The 16,022-nt window shown below is 68.8% G+C and carries 17 protein-coding genes and 5 tRNA genes; 12 read left to right on the forward strand and 10 right to left on the reverse strand.

The window, feature by feature from the left end; genetic code table 11:
- Positions 1-117: 117 nt before the first annotated feature.
- The 6 genes from AB0H49_RS21875 to pgsA form a co-directional block, all read right to left on the reverse strand.
- Positions 118-291 carry a hypothetical protein gene (locus AB0H49_RS21875; RefSeq protein ID WP_169810825.1) on the reverse strand — a complete coding sequence of 58 codons (174 nt, stop codon included), beginning with the start codon at positions 289-291 and terminating at the stop codon, positions 118-120.
- 149 nt (positions 292-440) lie between these two features.
- On the reverse strand, positions 441-1,322 hold the full coding sequence (locus AB0H49_RS21880) for a hypothetical protein (protein ID WP_357253900.1): 882 nt from the start codon (positions 1,320-1,322) through the stop codon (positions 441-443).
- Between the two features lie 160 nt (positions 1,323-1,482).
- A complete protein-coding gene (locus tag AB0H49_RS21885) occupies positions 1,483-2,310 on the reverse strand; it encodes a PspA/IM30 family protein (RefSeq protein WP_067782544.1) in 828 nt (275 codons plus the stop codon).
- A gap of 200 nt (positions 2,311-2,510) precedes the next feature.
- Entirely contained in the window at positions 2,511-2,957 is a 447-nt protein-coding gene (locus tag AB0H49_RS21890) for a helix-turn-helix transcriptional regulator (RefSeq protein ID WP_357253902.1), read from the reverse strand.
- Between the two features lie 140 nt (positions 2,958-3,097).
- Positions 3,098-3,589 carry a CinA family protein gene (locus AB0H49_RS21895; protein WP_354999506.1) on the reverse strand — a complete coding sequence of 164 codons (492 nt, stop codon included), beginning with the start codon at positions 3,587-3,589 and terminating at the stop codon, positions 3,098-3,100.
- The gene (pgsA, locus tag AB0H49_RS21900) at positions 3,586-4,257 is read right to left on the reverse strand and encodes a CDP-diacylglycerol--glycerol-3-phosphate 3-phosphatidyltransferase (RefSeq protein WP_357253904.1); all 672 of its coding nucleotides are present in this window, start codon (positions 4,255-4,257) and stop codon (positions 3,586-3,588) included. Before pgsA ends, AB0H49_RS21895 begins: the two co-directional genes overlap by 4 nt.
- A gap of 143 nt (positions 4,258-4,400) precedes the next feature.
- Here pgsA and AB0H49_RS21905 point away from each other — a divergent pair, with 143 nt between their 5' ends.
- Both AB0H49_RS21905 and AB0H49_RS21910 read left to right on the forward strand, forming a co-directional pair.
- Positions 4,401-4,967 carry an amino-acid N-acetyltransferase gene (locus AB0H49_RS21905; RefSeq protein WP_354999504.1) on the forward strand — a complete coding sequence of 189 codons (567 nt, stop codon included), beginning with the start codon at positions 4,401-4,403 and terminating at the stop codon, positions 4,965-4,967.
- 26 nt (positions 4,968-4,993) lie between these two features.
- On the forward strand, positions 4,994-5,278 hold the full coding sequence (locus AB0H49_RS21910; protein WP_354999503.1) for a YciI family protein: 285 nt from the start codon (positions 4,994-4,996) through the stop codon (positions 5,276-5,278).
- 68 nt (positions 5,279-5,346) lie between these two features.
- On the opposite strand, the gene AB0H49_RS21915 is transcribed toward AB0H49_RS21910, so the two are convergent.
- A complete protein-coding gene (locus tag AB0H49_RS21915; protein WP_354999502.1) occupies positions 5,347-6,336 on the reverse strand; it encodes a TerC family protein in 990 nt (329 codons plus the stop codon).
- A 480-nt stretch (positions 6,337-6,816) separates the two neighbouring features.
- Here AB0H49_RS21915 and AB0H49_RS21920 point away from each other — a divergent pair.
- The 8 genes from AB0H49_RS21920 to AB0H49_RS21955 all read left to right on the forward strand — a co-directional run bounded on the left by AB0H49_RS21920 (position 6,817) and on the right by AB0H49_RS21955 (position 9,436).
- A tRNA-Trp gene (locus AB0H49_RS21920) sits at positions 6,817-6,889 on the forward strand.
- Positions 6,890-6,992: 103 nt separating this feature from the next.
- Positions 6,993-7,066, forward strand: a tRNA-Leu gene (locus AB0H49_RS21925).
- 23 nt (positions 7,067-7,089) lie between these two features.
- A tRNA-Arg gene (locus tag AB0H49_RS21930) sits at positions 7,090-7,163 on the forward strand.
- 4 nt (positions 7,164-7,167) lie between these two features.
- A tRNA-Gln gene (locus AB0H49_RS21935) sits at positions 7,168-7,240 on the forward strand.
- A gap of 6 nt (positions 7,241-7,246) precedes the next feature.
- Positions 7,247-7,318 (forward strand) — tRNA-Gln (locus AB0H49_RS21940).
- Positions 7,319-7,517: 199 nt separating this feature from the next.
- The gene (locus AB0H49_RS21945; protein ID WP_354999501.1) at positions 7,518-7,667 is read left to right on the forward strand and encodes a hypothetical protein; all 150 of its coding nucleotides are present in this window, start codon (positions 7,518-7,520) and stop codon (positions 7,665-7,667) included.
- A gap of 186 nt (positions 7,668-7,853) precedes the next feature.
- Positions 7,854-8,678: a class I SAM-dependent methyltransferase gene (locus tag AB0H49_RS21950; protein WP_357253907.1), complete on the forward strand. Its 825-nt coding sequence runs from the start codon at positions 7,854-7,856 to the stop codon at positions 8,676-8,678.
- Between the two features lie 77 nt (positions 8,679-8,755).
- Positions 8,756-9,436 (forward strand): GAP family protein, encoded by a 681-nt coding sequence (locus tag AB0H49_RS21955; RefSeq protein WP_354999500.1) that lies wholly within the window; start codon positions 8,756-8,758, stop codon positions 9,434-9,436.
- Between the two features lie 7 nt (positions 9,437-9,443).
- Here the strand turns inward: AB0H49_RS21955 and AB0H49_RS21960 are convergent, their stop codons facing one another.
- Together AB0H49_RS21960 and AB0H49_RS21965 are read right to left on the reverse strand one after the other, a co-directional pair.
- Positions 9,444-11,801, reverse strand: coding sequence for a DNA translocase FtsK (locus AB0H49_RS21960; protein WP_357254204.1), 2,358 nt, complete (start codon positions 11,799-11,801; stop codon positions 9,444-9,446).
- 315 nt (positions 11,802-12,116) lie between these two features.
- The gene (locus AB0H49_RS21965) at positions 12,117-12,740 is read right to left on the reverse strand and encodes a TIGR03085 family metal-binding protein (RefSeq protein ID WP_357253909.1); all 624 of its coding nucleotides are present in this window, start codon (positions 12,738-12,740) and stop codon (positions 12,117-12,119) included.
- Positions 12,741-12,843: 103 nt separating this feature from the next.
- Between AB0H49_RS21965 and AB0H49_RS21970 the strand changes: the two genes are divergently transcribed.
- Together AB0H49_RS21970 and AB0H49_RS21975 are read left to right on the forward strand one after the other, a co-directional pair.
- Positions 12,844-13,212 (forward strand): DUF4189 domain-containing protein, encoded by a 369-nt coding sequence (locus AB0H49_RS21970; protein ID WP_354999498.1) that lies wholly within the window; start codon positions 12,844-12,846, stop codon positions 13,210-13,212.
- A gap of 59 nt (positions 13,213-13,271) precedes the next feature.
- Positions 13,272-13,823, forward strand: a complete 552-nt coding sequence (locus tag AB0H49_RS21975) for a hypothetical protein (protein ID WP_354999497.1) — start codon at positions 13,272-13,274, stop codon at positions 13,821-13,823.
- A gap of 56 nt (positions 13,824-13,879) precedes the next feature.
- Here the strand turns inward: AB0H49_RS21975 and AB0H49_RS21980 are convergent, their stop codons facing one another.
- Positions 13,880-15,991: an RNase J family beta-CASP ribonuclease gene (locus AB0H49_RS21980; protein ID WP_357253912.1), complete on the reverse strand. Its 2,112-nt coding sequence runs from the start codon at positions 15,989-15,991 to the stop codon at positions 13,880-13,882.
- Between the last annotated feature and the right edge of the window lie 31 nt (positions 15,992-16,022).

Consider the following 16,022-nt stretch of genomic DNA (forward strand, 5'->3'; position numbering starts at 1 on the left):
CCCCGAATACCCCCCCGCGCCGGTCCACACCATTTCCGGATGACGCACGGCCCGTTCGCTTTCGACGCTGCCGCCCCTAGCCGCGCACGACCGCAACGGAGGTACGCACTTCGTGCGCTACAGCTTGCTGACGGTGGAGTTGTCCGAGCCCGACACCGCCTTGTACAGCAGGTACAGGCCGAACACCACGGCGCTGATCACCAGGATCGGGAACAGCCCCTTGATCAGCGCGCCGATGATGGCGAGCGCGATCCATACGACCGCGACGACACCGATGATCTTCCACAGCATTTCCAGCCTCCTGGACGTTTCTCCCGAACCGCCCGTCCGGCGATCCGATATCTCCATGCTGGCAGCCGCGAGACCGGAAATCACCAGGTCAGGCGCGATATCCGGGTGTAAATCAGGGTTCACCCCGACACCGCGCGAACGCGGGACGCTCAGTTCGGCAGTCCGGGAGGCGGCGGGGAGACGGTGAGGGTGGGGCGATCGGCGATCTCGGTGAGCGCCTGCGCCCAGCCGTCCAAGCGGTCCGCGGCGTGCCTCAGCTCCGCGACGATGCCGTCGAATTGGTGTGCGACGACAGTGGTTTCGGGCACCGCGAGCACACCGCTGGCCGCGGCGACGACCTGCTCGTATTCGGCGATACCGGATTCCAGCCTGGTCATCGCGAACCGCACGTTGCCGGTGAGAGCGGCGGTGGCCTCCGGATTGGTCCGGCCGACCACGGCGGCGGCGCGCTCCATCTGGACGATGTCGGCCGCGAGCGCGTGCAACGCGGCGGCGCCGGAGGCGGCCGTCTCGATCATCTCGGCGAGTTCTTCGTGGGGCAGCCTGCGCGAGGCGGCGATCTGCGCGGTGAGCCCGTGCAGCGCCCGTTCGGCCTGCATCAGGCGCGCGATCGGGGCGCGGGCGGCCGAGCGCAACGGCGGCTGCTTGCGCGGCAGGAAAGCGGCCTGCGGCAACGGAGTTCGGCGCAGCCGCAGGTAGCGCCGCGCGCTGAGCGCGGCCCCGGTGACGAACGCGACCGCGCCGCCGCCGAGGACGACCACCGCCCAAGCAGGCGCCGAGACGACGACCAGACCGACGGCGCCCGCGGTGGTCAGCCCGGAGACGGTGCCGAGCTGATAGCTGCGCCGCCGGGCGCGGCGGCGTTTACGGAGTTCCCGCTCGCGGGGGTCGGCCCAGCGGCGCACCGCGACGAGCGCGTGTTCGCCCATGTCGCGCAACGTGTCCGGGAGCGGGCCCTGCGGCATCCCGAACGTCGGCTGCGACGGTACCGCCGGAACACCGGTCCTCGGGGGGATTCGCTTGCGAATCATGCGCTTTCCTCACACCGTTCGAGCCGGATCGCAGTCCGGACCGGCCGACGACGCGGCGCACGCGTCGCGGCCGCGGGGTGTCGAGGGCGCCCCTCGGCGATGCGCCGATATCGCGCTGCCCGCGTCCTGCACCCCACTTGTCCTTGCCTGTATCGAGCTGTTACTGCTGGGCGGCCTGGCCCTTGTTCATCTGCGGCTGCGCTGGATTCGCCTGCGTCTGAGCGGGATTGATGGCGGACTGGCCGCCGCCCGCGGGCAACGCCTCGCCGCGCATCGAGGCGCGGATCTGCTCCAGCTTGCTGTGACCGGCCATCTGGATGCTGGCCTGCTGCACCTCGAGCATGCGGCCCTGCACCGAGTTCTGCGCGAGCTCGGCGGCGCCGAGCGCGTTGGCGTAGCGGCGCTCGATCTTCTCACGCACCGCGTCCAGGCTCGGGGTGGTGCCGGGCGCCGACAGTGTCGAGTCCATCTGCTGCAGCGACGCGGAGACCTGCTCCTGCATCTTGGCCTGCTCCAGCTGGCTGAGCAGCTTGGTGCGCTCGGCGACCTTCTGCTGCAACAGCATAGCGTTCTGCTCGACGGCCTTCTTGGCCTGGGCGGCGGCCTGCAGCGACTGGTCGTGCAGCACCTTCAGGTCCTCGACGGACTGCTCGGCGGTGACCAGCTGGGCGGCGAACGCCTCGGCGGCGTTGGTGTACTGGATCGCCTTCTCGGTGTCGCCCGCCGCGGTGGCCTGGTCGGCGAGCATGACGGCCTGGCGCGCGTTGGCGTTGAGCTTTTCGACCTCGTCGAGCTGGCGGTTCAGCTTCATCTCCAGCTGACGCTGGTTGCCGATGACCGACGCGGCCTGCTGGGAGAGGGCCTGGTGCTGGCGCTGAGCTTCCTCGATAGCCTGCTGAATCTGCACCTTCGGATCCGCGTGCTCTTCGATCTTGGCATCGAAGAGGGCCATCATGTATTTCCAGGCCTTGACGAACGGATTAGCCATCGATTGATCCCGCCTCCATCTGATGTACCGCTTGACGCGGCCCGGGTACACGACCCTCGCGCACCCGCTTGTGCCTATCCTCCACCATGCGGCACGTGGACCGGGGCGACCCGGCCCAACCGACGCCTACATACAGAATCTATCCGTTTTCGGCGTCGGCCCGCAGCGTTGCCGGCGGCTGGGCGTCCGGCGTTCTGTTGTCAGTTGTTCCTCACCAGGACCAGCATGTCGGCCTTGGGCGCCGGGATGACGATCCGGGTGTCCTCGGCGATCTGCGGCGGGGCGGCCGACATGGACGCGGACGCCGGAGCCAGCGCGGGCGCGGCCTCGGCGGATTCCGTCGCGGCGGTCGTCTGCTCGGCTTCCGCGGCGGGTGTCGCGGCGGCCTCCGCGGGCTCGCCGACCGGTAGCCCGTCGACGCCCGCCATGATCGTGCTCACATCCCATAAGACCCGAGACAACGGCACGTCCAGTGCGGCGCAGATCGCGGCGAGCAGTTCGCTCGACGCCTCCTTGCGACCCCGCTCGACCTCCGACAGATATCCGAGGCTCACGCGCGCCGAAGTGGACACCTCGCGCAGGGTCCGGTGCTGGGCGAGACGAGCACGCCGCAGACTGTCCCCGATCGCCTCTCGCAGCAGCGTCATCTCGATCTCCTTCGCTCCGAACACCGGGCGCCGCGTGGCGCAGTCGCCTGGCGAGCACCGTTCTTTCTGGCACAACGTCCGGGGGCGCCCGGTTGGTTCCCGGCGGGCGAACTCGTCACGCGAATCCACGCGCCACGCGCTCAGCCGCCCTGAACGCACCGAAGCAGTTCCCGCACCGCGCTCTCGGTCGCGGTGAGTCTGATGGTCCACCGGTCGCCGGACAGTTGCAACCGCATCACCTCGGTATGCCACGGACTGGACAGCCCGAGGAAGACGGTGCCGACGGCGTGACCATCCTGGTCGTCGGGTCCGGCGACGCCCGTCAGGCCGATTCCCCAGTCGGCGGCGCAGCGGGTACGCGCGCCGACGGCCAGCTGTTCGGCGGTGCTCGCCGCCACCGGCCCCTCGGCGGCGAGCAGATCCGCGCTGACACCGGCCAGGCTGCTCTTGAGATCGGTCGCGTACACCACGAGTCCGCCGCGTAGCACCTTGCTCGCGCCGGGCACTCCGGCGATGGTCGCGGCCACCAGCCCGGCGGTGAGGGATTCGGCGGTGGCCACGGTTCGGCCCACCGAGCCGAGGGCGCGCACCAGTTCCGCGGCGGGAACGGACGCGGTCAGCGGATCCGTCATGCCCCGCGCGCCCGGCCTCCCGCGAACCACACTCGCGCGGCCTGCCCGACGTAGTCCAGACCGGTGACGACCGTCAGCAGCACCGCCAGGTACATCAGCGCCATGCCCGCGGTCTCGAAGCCGCCGGACAACGGCAGCAGCAACACCGCGATGGCCAGCGACTGCACCAGCGTCTTCAGCTTGCCGCCTCGTCCCGCGGGAATCACCCCGCGCCGCACCACGAGCAGCCGCAGCAGCGTGACGCCGACCTCGCGCCCGCAGATCACCAGGGTGATCCACCAGGCCAGATCGCCGAGCACGGACAGTCCGATCAGCGCCGCGCCGATCAATGCCTTGTCGGCGATCGGGTCCGCCAGCTTGCCGAAATCGGTGACCAAGCCGTACTTGCGCGCCAGCTGTCCGTCGAAGCGATCGGTGATGGCGGCGAGCCCGAACAGCGCCGCCGCGGCGATCCGCCACGCGGTCTCGTGTCCACCGCCCGCGAAGAGCGCGGCGACGAACAGCGGAACGATCGCGATGCGCGCCATGGTCAGCACGTTCGCGATGTTCATCAGCGGCACGGCGGTGTCGGCCGGAGTGGCCGCCGAGCCACCGGAACGCTCGGCTCCCTGACGCAGGACACCCGCGTCGGGCCAGCGACGATCGATCTCTTCCGGTTGCACGCTCATGCCCTCGCCTCGAGGGCGCGCGATCCGAGGACGGCCACGTCTCCATCCGGTTGCGCTACCCCGGCGCGATGCGGTGAGCGGAACGACAGGATGTGCGGCACATGTTCAGACTATCGGTAAGGGTGCCGACTACTGTGCACCCCATGACCTCTCGGGGACCACTAGGTGGTTCGACCAGCGACGCGAATACCAGCGCGGCCTCCGCCGTGCCCGGCTCCGGCCCGGTTGTGCGACGCGCCCGAACCTCGGACGTCCCCGAGATCAAACGCCTCGTCGACGTCTACGCGGGCCGCATCCTGCTGGAGAAGAACCTGGTGACCCTCTACGAGTCGGTCCAGGAGTTCTGGGTGGCCGAGGTGGACGGGCGCGTCGTCGGCTGCGGCGCCCTGCATGTGCTGTGGGCCGATCTCGGCGAGGTGCGCACCGTCGCGGTGCATCCGGACGCCAAAGGCACCGGGGTGGGCAAGCTCATCGTGCAGCGGCTCGTCGCGGTGGCCAGGGAACTGGAACTGCGCAGGCTGTTCGTGCTGACCTTCGAGGTGGAGTTCTTCGGCAGGCACGGGTTCGTCGAGATCGACGGAACGCCGGTGACCGCCGAGGTGTACGCCGAGATGTGCCGGTCCTACGACACCGGTGTCGCCGAATTCCTCGACCTGAGTTATGTGAAGCCGAACACGCTCGGCAACACCCGCATGCTGCTGACCCTCTGAAGCGCCGACCGAGAAAGCGATACGCCGTGCCGATCTTCGCCGTCCACTACACCTACTCCGAGGCCACCGTTCCTGGCCGTGACACCCACCGTCCCGAGCACCGCGCCTGGTTGTCCGGGCTGGTCGAGGCGGGCACGCTGCTGTCGAGCGGGCCGTACCCGGACGGGTCGGGCGCGTTGCTGATCTTCCGAGCCGCGGACGAGGCGGCGCTGAAGGACCTGCTCGCGCAGGATCCCTTCGCGCGGGAGGCGCTCGTCGACTCGGTGCGCGCCGTGGAGTGGTCGCCCGTCATGGGCGCTTTCGCCGACTGATCGCACGACGCCGACCGATCGCACGACAGAGCCCCGCACCCGTGTCGAGGGTGCGGGCTCTTCGCGGTCTACTCGGCGTCTTGGCGCGCCGCGCCCCGCGTCTTGACGAGGCTGGCGACGGTGGCCACGACCAGCACGCCGATGATCACGCCCAGCGAGACCGGGGTGGAGATCTCCGGCACGCTGACGTGTTCACCGCCGTTGACGAACGGCAGCGTGTTCTCGTGCAGCGCGTGCAGCACGAGCTTGATGCCGATGAACGCGAGGATCGCGGCAAGGCCGTAGGACAGGTACACCAACCGGTCCAGCAGGCCGCCGATCAGGAAGTACAGCTGGCGCAGGCCCATCAGCGCGAACGCGTTCGCGGTGAAGACCAGGTACGGCTCCTCGGTGAGGCCGTAGATCGCGGGGATGGAATCCAGCGCGAACAGCAGGTCGGCGAAGCCGATCGCGAGCAGCGCGAGCAGCAGCGGGGTGACCGCCCTGCGGCCGTCGACCCGGGTGACGAGCTTGTCGCCGTCGTACTCGTCGGTGGTCGGCAGCACCCGCTTCGCCAGCGCGACGATGCGGCTGTCGCGCTTCTCCTCGGCCTCCACCTCGTGCCCGCTCTCGCGCAGAAGCTTGACGGCTGTGTAGATCAGGAACGCGCCGAACAGGTAGAACACCCAGCTGAACGCGCTGATCGCGGCCGCGCCGACGGCGATGAACGCACCGCGCATGACCAGCGCGAGCACGATGCCGATGAGCAGCACCTTCTGCTGGTAGATCCGCGGCACGGCGAAGGTGGTCATGATGATCAGGAAGACGAACAGGTTGTCCACCGAGAGCGCCTTCTCGGTGACGAAACCGGCGAAGTACTCCCCGCCGAAGGTCGAGCCCCATCGCCAGGCGACGAAGCCGCCGAAGGCCAGGGCGAGACTGATGTAGACCGTCGACCAGAAGGCCGACTCGCGGAAGGTCGGTTCGTGCGGCGTGCGCACGTGAGCAAAGAAGTCGAAGACGAACAAGCCGAGGATCACCGCGATGGTGATCCCCCATTCCAGTGCGGTCACCTGCATGCTGCGGCCCGATCGGAGGCGGTAGTCATGACGGCCATCATGCCCGATTTGTCCGTTCTTGTCGGCTAGCGGGTCGGTTGCTGACCATCCTGTCACACTCCCGCGGCAGCCTCGGGCGCGCATAAGACGTGCGTCCAGCGCACCGGACACCGCGTCACAACGATTGCGAGCGCGTTGCGGCACCCTCCGAAATAATTCGCCCGACCAGTCTCGAAAAATCGGTTTCCCCAGGCGGATCGGGGTGTTAGCGTCGAAGACGACGAAGAACCGCTCCCGAAAACCCGAGAGGCACAGGCGATGACAGCGCGAACCCGGCAACAGCGACAGTGGTCGCTCGGCGCCGCGCGCCCGAACGCCGCCCTGCGCCTACTCGACGCCCACTGGATGCGCGTCCGGAGCGGTCCCTGAGTTCTCGACACCCGAGAACCTTTTCGAGGGGCCATTCCGCGGCGATCCGCCGGGAACGGCCCCTTTTCGTATGCGGGGGTAGCTCAACTGGTAGAGCACCGGTCTCCAAAACCGAAGGTCGGGGGTTCGACTCCCTCCCTCCGCGCCGTCCAACTTCATAGTGAACGGCAGCACACGCGAGCCGACTAACGATCTGCTCGCGCACTGAAACTTCTGCTGCCACATGAGTTTCGGCCTCCGGGCCGCACTCCCTCGTAGCCCAACTGGTAGAGGCACCGGCATTAGGAGCCGGGAGTTGCGAGTTCGAATCTCGCCGGGGGAACTGGTTCGCGTACCAGCGAACAAGCGTTTGTAGCTCAGCTGGAAAGAGCGCCTGCCTACGAAGCAGGAGGTCGGAGGTTCGAGTCCTCCCAAGCGCGCTGATGGGGCGTGGTGTAACCCGGCAGCACGGCGGACTCTGATTCCGTTGGTTCAGGTTCGAATCCTGGCGCCCCAGCATCGATGGAGTGTGGTGTAAGGGCAAGCATGGCGGATTTTGGTTCCACCGGTTCAGGTTCGAATCCTGGCACTCCAGTCCCGGCTCACGCAGGCTGGCCGCTGGGCTCTCATAAGGCCCGGTCGCGTTGGTTCGATTCCACGGTGAGCTACAGACGCGCTCGCGCGATCAGCGACGAGGAAACCGGTTCGACGCCGACATAAGGGTCGGATAGTGCGGAAATCGTTGACGGACTGATCGTCCGGCCCGGCGGGATCGCGAGGCACCGCATGCCGCCGTGAAGCTGCTCGAGCAGCAGGATCCGGCCGAGGCGAATAACTTCCGCGACACCGTTCTCGTCGCCGTCGAAGCGGCCGCCCATAGCCAGCCCAGCCCGGCCGTGGCCGCGATGACCCGCAAGATCACCGCGGCCCTCGACGCCGCGTAACGGGTAAGCCCAACCATGCAGCTCGCGACGGGGTCCCGCCGGGACCCCGCCCGGGCTACGGCGTTCACCGAGACGAAGTCGAGGCCGTCGATGCCCCACCGAAGCATCGCGGGCTTTGGTTCCACCGATTCGGGGGTCGAAATATTCGGGTGCGGCGGGCCGGTGGCCGTGCGACAGTCGGTGACTATGGCCGACGACTATCGCACCCTGAACAGGGCGAACTGGGATGAGCGGGCGCCGATGCATGCCGCGTCGCCGGACTATCGGGTGGCGCGGTTCGTGGCGGAGCCGGAGTTTCTCAGTGCGGTGGTGCGTTTCGATATGCCACTGCTCGGTGACGTGCGCGGGTTGCGCGGCGTGCACCTGCAATGTCACATCGGCACGGACACGATCTCGTTGGCTCGACTCGGCGCTCGGATGACCGGTCTCGACTTCAGCCCGGCGTCGCTGGCGCAGGCTCGCGAACTCGCGGAGCGAACAGGGGCCGACGTCGATTTCGTCGAAGCCGATGTCTACGAAGCGGTCTCGGCGCTCGGCAAGGAGCGATTCGATCTGGTGTTCACCGGTATCGGCGCGCTGTGCTGGCTGCCGAGCATCGAAAGGTGGGCGCGGACCGTGGCCGGGTTGCTGCGACCGGGCGGTCGCCTGTTCCTGCGTGAAGGCCATCCGATGCTGTGGACCGTCGACGAGTCCGTCACCGACCGATTGACCCTCGGCTACCCGTATTTCGAGACGCCCGAGCCGATGGTGTTCGCCGACGACAACACTTACGTGGAGACCGACGGTCGCCTCGAGCAGACCACTACCCACGAGTGGAACCACGGCATCGGCGAGATCGTGTCGGCGCTGCTGGCCAACGGCCTCACACTCACCGGACTCACCGAACACCGCAGCGTCCCGTGGAACGCCCTGCCCGGCCGGATGACCTGCGACGAGCACGACGAGTGGCGGCTGATCGAGCATCCCGAGCGCGTCCCGCTCAGCTACACCTTGCGGGCGCGCAAGAGCTGAGACCCACAATCTGAGGGCGGACCCACGCCGCGCGGCCGATCGGGGCCACCAGATCCTCGCGTATGTTCGGTGTGGTCATGGTGACTCTGCTCTTGGCGCTGACCGGCTTCGCCTTCCTCGATTCGCTCGATCTGCTGCTCGTCGGCGTCACGGTGGCGATCGTGTACGACAGCAAGCTCGCGCGCCGGTCCCCGCTGCCGGGCGGGCTGAGTTTCGTCGCGGGCGTGTTCGCGATGACCACCACGTTCGGGATCTGCGCCGTCCTCGGCATCACCTGGCTCACCTCGCTGCTCGGCTTCGAACTGACGCCGACCATCCGCTACTGGGGCGAACTGGTGGTGGGCGTGGTGCTGCTCGTGCTCGCCGTGCTGCCGTCCGGCGCCCGCCGCGACCCGCCCGCGTGGGCGACGAAAGCCCGGCGACGGCCCTGGGTGCTGGCGCTGGTGGGCATCGCCATCGGCTTCGCGCAGGCGCCGACGGCGGTGCCGTATCTCGCGGGCCTGGCCATGCTGTCGGCGCACGATCCGCTGCCGCCGCTGTGGCCCGCGATCATCGTCGCCTACTGCGCGGTCGCGCTACTGCCGCCACTGCTGATCCTCGCCCTGTCCATGCGCGGCACCCCGCGGGCCCGCCGGGTGTATCGCGCGATCGTCCGCGTTCTGACCGAGTACGGTCCGCTCTCGGTGCGAATCATCTTCGGCCTGTTGGGCGCCGCGCTGATCACCGACGCGCTCGTGCATCACGCCCATCTGTGGTGAGGGATCCCTACTCCTCGTCCTCGCCCGGCTCCGCACCCCCGCCACGGATCGACCACAGCAACCCCTCCAGCTCGTCCGGCTTGACGAGCACATCGCGCGCCTTCGACCCTTCGCTGGGACCGACGACGCCGCGAGTCTCCATGAGGTCCATCAGGCGGCCCGCCTTGGCGAAACCGACGCGCAGCTTGCGCTGGAGCATGGAGGTGGAGCCGAACTGAGAGGTGACGACCAGTTCGATGGCCTGGAGCAGCACGTCGAGGTCGTCGCCGATATCGGGGTCGACGTCCTTCTTCTCCCCGGCCTTCGCGGCGGTGACGCCTTCCTGGTACTCGGGCTCGGCCTGGTTCTTGGTGTAGTCGACGACGGCGTGGATTTCCTCGTCGCTGATGAACGCGCCTTGCAGGCGGGTGGGTTTGTTCGCGCCCATGGGCAGGAACAGTCCGTCGCCCATGCCGATCAGCTTCTCGGCGCCCGGCTGGTCCAGGATGACCCGGGAATCGGTGAGCGAGGACGTCGCGAACGCCAGGCGGGAGGGCACGTTGGTCTTGATCAGACCGGTGACCACGTCCACCGACGGCCGCTGGGTCGCCAGCACCAGGTGGATGCCCGCGGCGCGCGCCTTCTGGGTGATGCGGACGATCGCGTCCTCTACGTCGCGCGGCGCGGTCATCATGAGGTCGGCGAGTTCGTCGACGATGGCGAGGATGTAGGGGTAGGGCCGATAGACCCGCTCGCTGCCCAGCGGCGCGGTGATCGCTCCCGACTTCACCTTCTTGTTGAAGTCGTCGATGTGGCGCACCTTGTTGGCCTGCATGTCCTGGTAGCGCTGCTCCATCTCCTCCACCAGCCAGGCCAGCGCGGCGGCGGCCTTCTTCGGCTGGGTGATGATGGGCGTGATCAGGTGCGGAATGCCCTCGTACGGGGTGAGTTCGACCATCTTGGGGTCGATCAGGATCATCCGCACCTCGTCGGGGGTTGCGCGCTGCAGCAGCGAGACCAGCATCGAGTTGACGAAGCTGGACTTACCCGATCCGGTGGAACCCGCGACAAGCAGATGCGGCATCTTCGCCAAATTGGCAGAGACGAATTCGCCCTCGATGTTCTTGCCCAGACCGATCACCAACGGGTGGTGGTCGTTTCGGGTGGACGGCGCTTTCAGCACGTCGGCCAGCCGCACCAGTTCGCGGTCGGAGTTGGGCACCTCGATGCCGACGGCGGACTTGCCGGGGATCGGCGCGAGCAGCCGAACGTTCTCGGTGGCGACGGCGTAGGCGATGTTGCGGGCCAGCGCGGTGATCTTCTCGACCTTCACGCCCGGGCCGAGCTCCACCTCGTAGCGGGTGACCGTCGGGCCGCGCACGAATCCGGTGACCGCCGCGTCGATCTTGAACTGCACCAGCACCTCGGTGATCGCCTCGATCATCGATTCGTTGGCGGCGCTGCGCTTCTTGGGCGGGTCGCCGTCGGTGAGCAGGGTCAGCGGCGGCAGCGTGTAGTCGCCCTCGATCACTCGGTCCGCGACGAACTCGGGTTCCTTGGGCGGCGGCGGGGTCTGGTCCTGCACCTTCGGCGCCGCGCGCTTCTTCGGCTTGGGCGGTTCCGGCGGCGGTTCGGTGGCGATCGGCTTGGCATCGCGCAGCGGCGGCTCGCCCAGCGATTCGGTGACCGCGTCGGATCCGGCGAATTCGTCGGGTGGATAGTTCTCGACCGGGGTGCGGCCGCGGCGCCGAGACGCGGTGCGGTGCGCGGGGAAACCGTCGGCGTCGTACTCGGCGGGGTCGTAGTCGCGTCGCGGCTCGAAGTCGCCGTACTCGTCGCCGCCAGCGGCGGTGCCGAAGTATTCGCGCAGCCGCTGTGGCACCTCGCGGACCGTGGTCCCGGTGAGCAGCAGCACGCCGAAGACGATGGCGAGCAACAGGATCGGCACGGCCAGCCACGCGGTGAGCCCGCCGGCCAGCGGGCCGCCGATCACGTAGCCGACGAAGCCCGCGGCGCGGGAACGACCGTGCGCGTCGGTGGGCGCGCCCGCGGCGAGATGCCAGATACCGAGCAGCGGCAGGCCGACCAGCAGACCGCCGAGCACCAGCCGCGGCCGGATCTCGGGATGCGGTTCCGTGCGCATGAGGACGATCGCGATGCCGGTCGCGACGAACGGCAATGCGGCCGAGGCGGAACCGGACACGGCCCGGATCGCTTCTTCGACCCAGTGCCCGATCGGACCGCCCGCCGAGAGCCATACCGCGGCCGCGATGACGCCGCTCAGCGCGATCAGCGCGAGCGCGATGCCGTCGCGCCGGTGTCCGTGTTCGATCTCGCCCGCCCTGCTGAGCGTGCGGGTGGTGGCGCCGAGACCGCGGGCGAGCATGTTCCAGCCACTGGTGATGCCGCGGCCGAAGACGGCCAACGGCGCGGTGTCGGACTTGCGGCGAACGGGTCTGCGGGCCGGTGTGGCGCGCCCGCGCGGTGCGGAACCACCCCGGGGTGTGGTGGAACGAGACCGCGCCGTGGTGGTCCTCCCCCGGGCCGATCCCGCCCGCGCACGAGGTGTCGTGGTGCTGCGGGGCTTACCTGCCATGGACCCAGGCTAGCCGCAAACGCCCCATCCAGACCATCCGCAACACCCGCATCGCGTGCCTCGAGCGCCCCGAAGCACTATCGGATGCCCCGCTCGAGCACCGGTTCAGACCGACCGGTCGAGTTTCAGCACGGCTTGCACGGCGTCCGGTTCGCCCGCGGTCTCGAGGCGCACCTTGTCGCGGCCGAACGCGTGCAGCACCAGCTCGGAGGGTTTGCCGGTGAGCGTCACCGCGGCGCCGTCGGCCGACTTCACTTCCTCCCTGCGCCCGTCGGGCGTCGCGAGCACCACCGGCACCGGGGATTTGCGATAGGCCATCTTGCCGACCCGGCGCGCCAGGTCCCACAGCTTGGACTCGTCGGCGTCGGTGAGTTCGCGTGGCTCCCAGTCCGATCCGGCGCGGCGCACATCCTCGTGGTGGACGAACATTTCGCTCAGATTGATCGTCGCGTCCACCGGTTTCAGCGGCGACCACCAGGGCGGTCCGGTCCGCACGAGCTCGAGCAACTCGGGAAACGGTTTGCGCGCCACGCGCTCCTGCACCGACTCGAGGTAGCCCGCGAACGGCTTCAGCAGGATGCCGGGTGCGGCGTCGGGGCGGCGTTCCCGAACGATCAAGTGCGCCGCCAGATCTCGCACCGTCCACGTGCCGCAGAGGGTCGGCGCGTCCGGACCGGCGGCCGACATCGCGACGACCAGCGCCTGACGTTCCCGTTGTGCCATGCTCACGTGCCGACCTTATCCGACACCAGGACTGGCTTCCCGGATGGTTGCTAGGTAGCTTGTCACTCGTCCATAAGGGTCGTGGACTCTCAGTTCGAAGGGATTCACCTTGAAGAAGTTCTTCACCGCTGCCGCGGTCATCGTGGCAACGGTCGGTTCGATGCTGGCCACTACAGCACCGGCGCAGGCCGCGTACGGGTACTACGGCGCGATCGCCGTGTCGAGCGACGGCGCCTACGGCATCGCCAACAACTACGGAAGTTACAGCGCCGCAGAGGATGCCGCGGTCGAGGTCTGCGGGTACGGCTGCTCCACCCTGGTCTCCTGGACCAACGGCTGCGGCGTGCTCGCCAGCTCCAACACGCGCTGGAGCGCGTCGGCGCGGCCCAGCTACTCCGAGGCCCGCGCGGCGGCGATGTCGCGCCTGTCCGGCGGCTGGGTCGTCGACTGGCGTTGCACCGCGGGCTACTCGCTGTAAATCCGACACGTCGCGTCGTCCGCTTCGAGACCGCGACACCACTTCACCAGGGGAATATCGTGAAACACCGCTCCATTCGGGCCGCGGTCGCCGTCCTGCTGACCGCTTCGGCGTTCGCACTCGGCGCGTGCAGCTCCAGCAGTGACTCCTCCAGCACGGGCACGAGCACCTCGCCCGCGGGCAAGTTCGAGGAGGGCAAGAACGAGGACAAGGCGGTCGAGGGCAAGGCGCCCGCGACCACCACGGCGCCGAACCTGCCGAAGCCGGCCGCCTCGCTGCTCAACGAGCGCATCAACCGCGCTTTCGATCCGTCGGTGAGCTCCGAGGAGAAGATCAGCTGGATTCAGGACGCCGAGCGCGATCCACAGCTGGTCGACAAGCTGGTCGACGCGGCCAAGCGCAACAAGGTGACCGTCGAGATCACCAATGTGCAGGACCCCAAGGACGGCAAGCTCAAGGCCGACGCGAAGGTCACCATCGACGGGCAGCCGGTGGAGAACGCGTTCGTCGAGTTCGTCGCCGAGGGTAGCGACTGGAAGGTCTCCCACCAGTTCACCTGCAACATCGTGCGCTCGGCGAAGCTGGACTCGGCGGCCTGCCAGGCTCAGTAGACCGGAAACGAAAAGCGCCGGAAGACAATGTCTTCCGGCGCTTTCGCGTTTCGGGATCAGACGGCGATGACGGTGGGCACGATCATCGGACGACGGCGGTAGGCCTCGGCGACCCAGCGCCCGACCACCCGGCGCACGCCCTGGGCGATGCGGTGGGTGTCGGTGACGCCCTCGCCCGCCAGCCGCAGCAGCTCGGCCTCGACGAGTTCCGCGGCGGCGGCCAGCGCGGTCGGGTCGTCGGAGAAGCCGCGACCGCTCAGCTCCGGCGTGCTCACGGCCTTGCCGGTGGTCTCGTCGATGGCGACGGTGATGCTGATGAAACCGCCCTCGCCGAGCACCAGACGATCCGACAGCGTGGACTCGCCGACGTCGCCGACCGACAGGCCGTCGACGTAGACGTGGCCGACCGGCACCCGGCCGACGATGGACGCGATGCCGTCCACCAGATCGACCACCACACCGTCCTCGGCGAGCACCACCCGGTCCTCGGGGACGCCGGTGGCCACCGCGAGCGCGGCGTTGGCTCGCAGGTGCCGCCATTCGCCGTGCACCGGCATGGCGTTGGTGGGCCGGACGGCGTTGTACAGGTACAGCAGCTCGCCCGCGGAGGCGTGTCCGGAGACGTGCACCTTGGCGTTCTGCTGGGTGATGACCGTCGCGCCCAGCCTCGACAGCCCGTTGACCACGGCGAACACCGAGTTCTCGTTGCCGGGGATCAGCGAGGAGGCCAGCACCACCAGATCGTCGGCGCGGATGTGGATCTGCCGGTGATCGCCGCGCGCCATCCGGGACAGCGCCGAGAGCGGTTCGCCCTGCGAGCCGGTGGAGATGAGCACCAGCCGGTCGCCGGGCAGGGTCGCGGCCACGTCGAGGTCGACGACCACGCCGTCGGGCACCGTGAGGTAGCCGAGGTCCTGGGCGATCTGCATGTTGCGGACCATCGAGCGACCGACGAAACAGATTCGGCGACCGTACTTCTGGGCCACGTCGACGACCTGCTGGATGCGGTGCACGTGACTGGCGAAGGACGCCACGATCACGCGGTTGCGCGCCTTGCCGATCACGTTGTCCAGCACGCCGCCGATCTCGCGTTCGGGCGTGACGAAACCGGGCACCTCGGCGTTGGTGGAGTCGACCAGGAACAGGTCCACTCCCTCGTCGCCGAGCCGGGAGAAACCGGCCAGGTCGGTGAGCCGTCCGTCCAGCGGCAGCTGGTCCAGCTTGATGTCGCCGGTGTGCAGCGCGACGCCCGCCGGGGTGCGAATGGCGACGGCGATCGCGTCCGGAATCGAGTGGTTGACCGCGAAGTACTCGCACTCGAACGGACCGTGGATGGTGGTCTCGCCCTCGACGACCTCCATGAGCTTGGGGTGCAGCCGGTGCTCGCGGCACTTCGCGGCCACCAGCGCGAGGGTGAACTTGGCGCCGATGACCGGGATGTCGCCGCGCATGCGCAGCAGGAACGGCACCGCGCCGATGTGGTCCTCGTGACCGTGGGTGAGCACGATCGCGACGACGTCGTCCATCCGGTCCTCGATGGGACGGAAGTCGGGCAGGATCAAGTCGACGCCGGGCTGTTGATCCTCGGGGAAGAGCACGCCGCAGTCGACGATGAGCAGCTTGCCGCCGTACTCGAAAACGGTCATGTTGCGGCCGATCTCGCCGATACCGCCGAGCGCGAAGACACGCAGACCGTTCTTGGGCAGCTTCGGCGGAGTGCCGAGCCGGTCCTGCGCCGCCACCACGGGCGTCGGGGCGGGCGGCTGTTCGCCGCGGCGGCCCTGGCGACCGCGGCCGGATCTGCGGCTCTGGCCGTTCTGCCGTGCTTGCTCCGGCTGCCGTTCCTGCGGGGCCTGCGATCTCTTGGCCTTGTCGGACCTTCTGCCCGACTCCGCACGCGGGGATTCGGCGGGCTCGGGCCGCTGTGGGGTTTCGGCCCGGCGCTGGGCGGCGGTCTCCGGCTGCGCGGCGACTTCAGGTTGCGTGGAGACCTCGGGCTGCGCCGGGGTCTGCGGCTGCGCTGCGGTCTCGGGCTGCGCGGCGGTCTCGGGCTGCGCGGCCACCGGTTCGGCGGCGGGTCTTTCGGTGCGTTCCCGTTCGACGGGAGCGGGTTCGGGCGCGCCCGCGGGGCGGGACGCGGTGCGACGGGGGCGGCGCGGAGTCGTCATGCCGACACCTCCTGTGCTGCGGCGGATTGGT

Origin of the sequence: Nocardia sp. NPDC050713 (assembly GCF_040654315.1) — a bacterium.
Taxonomy (GTDB): Bacteria; Actinomycetota; Actinomycetes; order Mycobacteriales; family Mycobacteriaceae; genus Nocardia.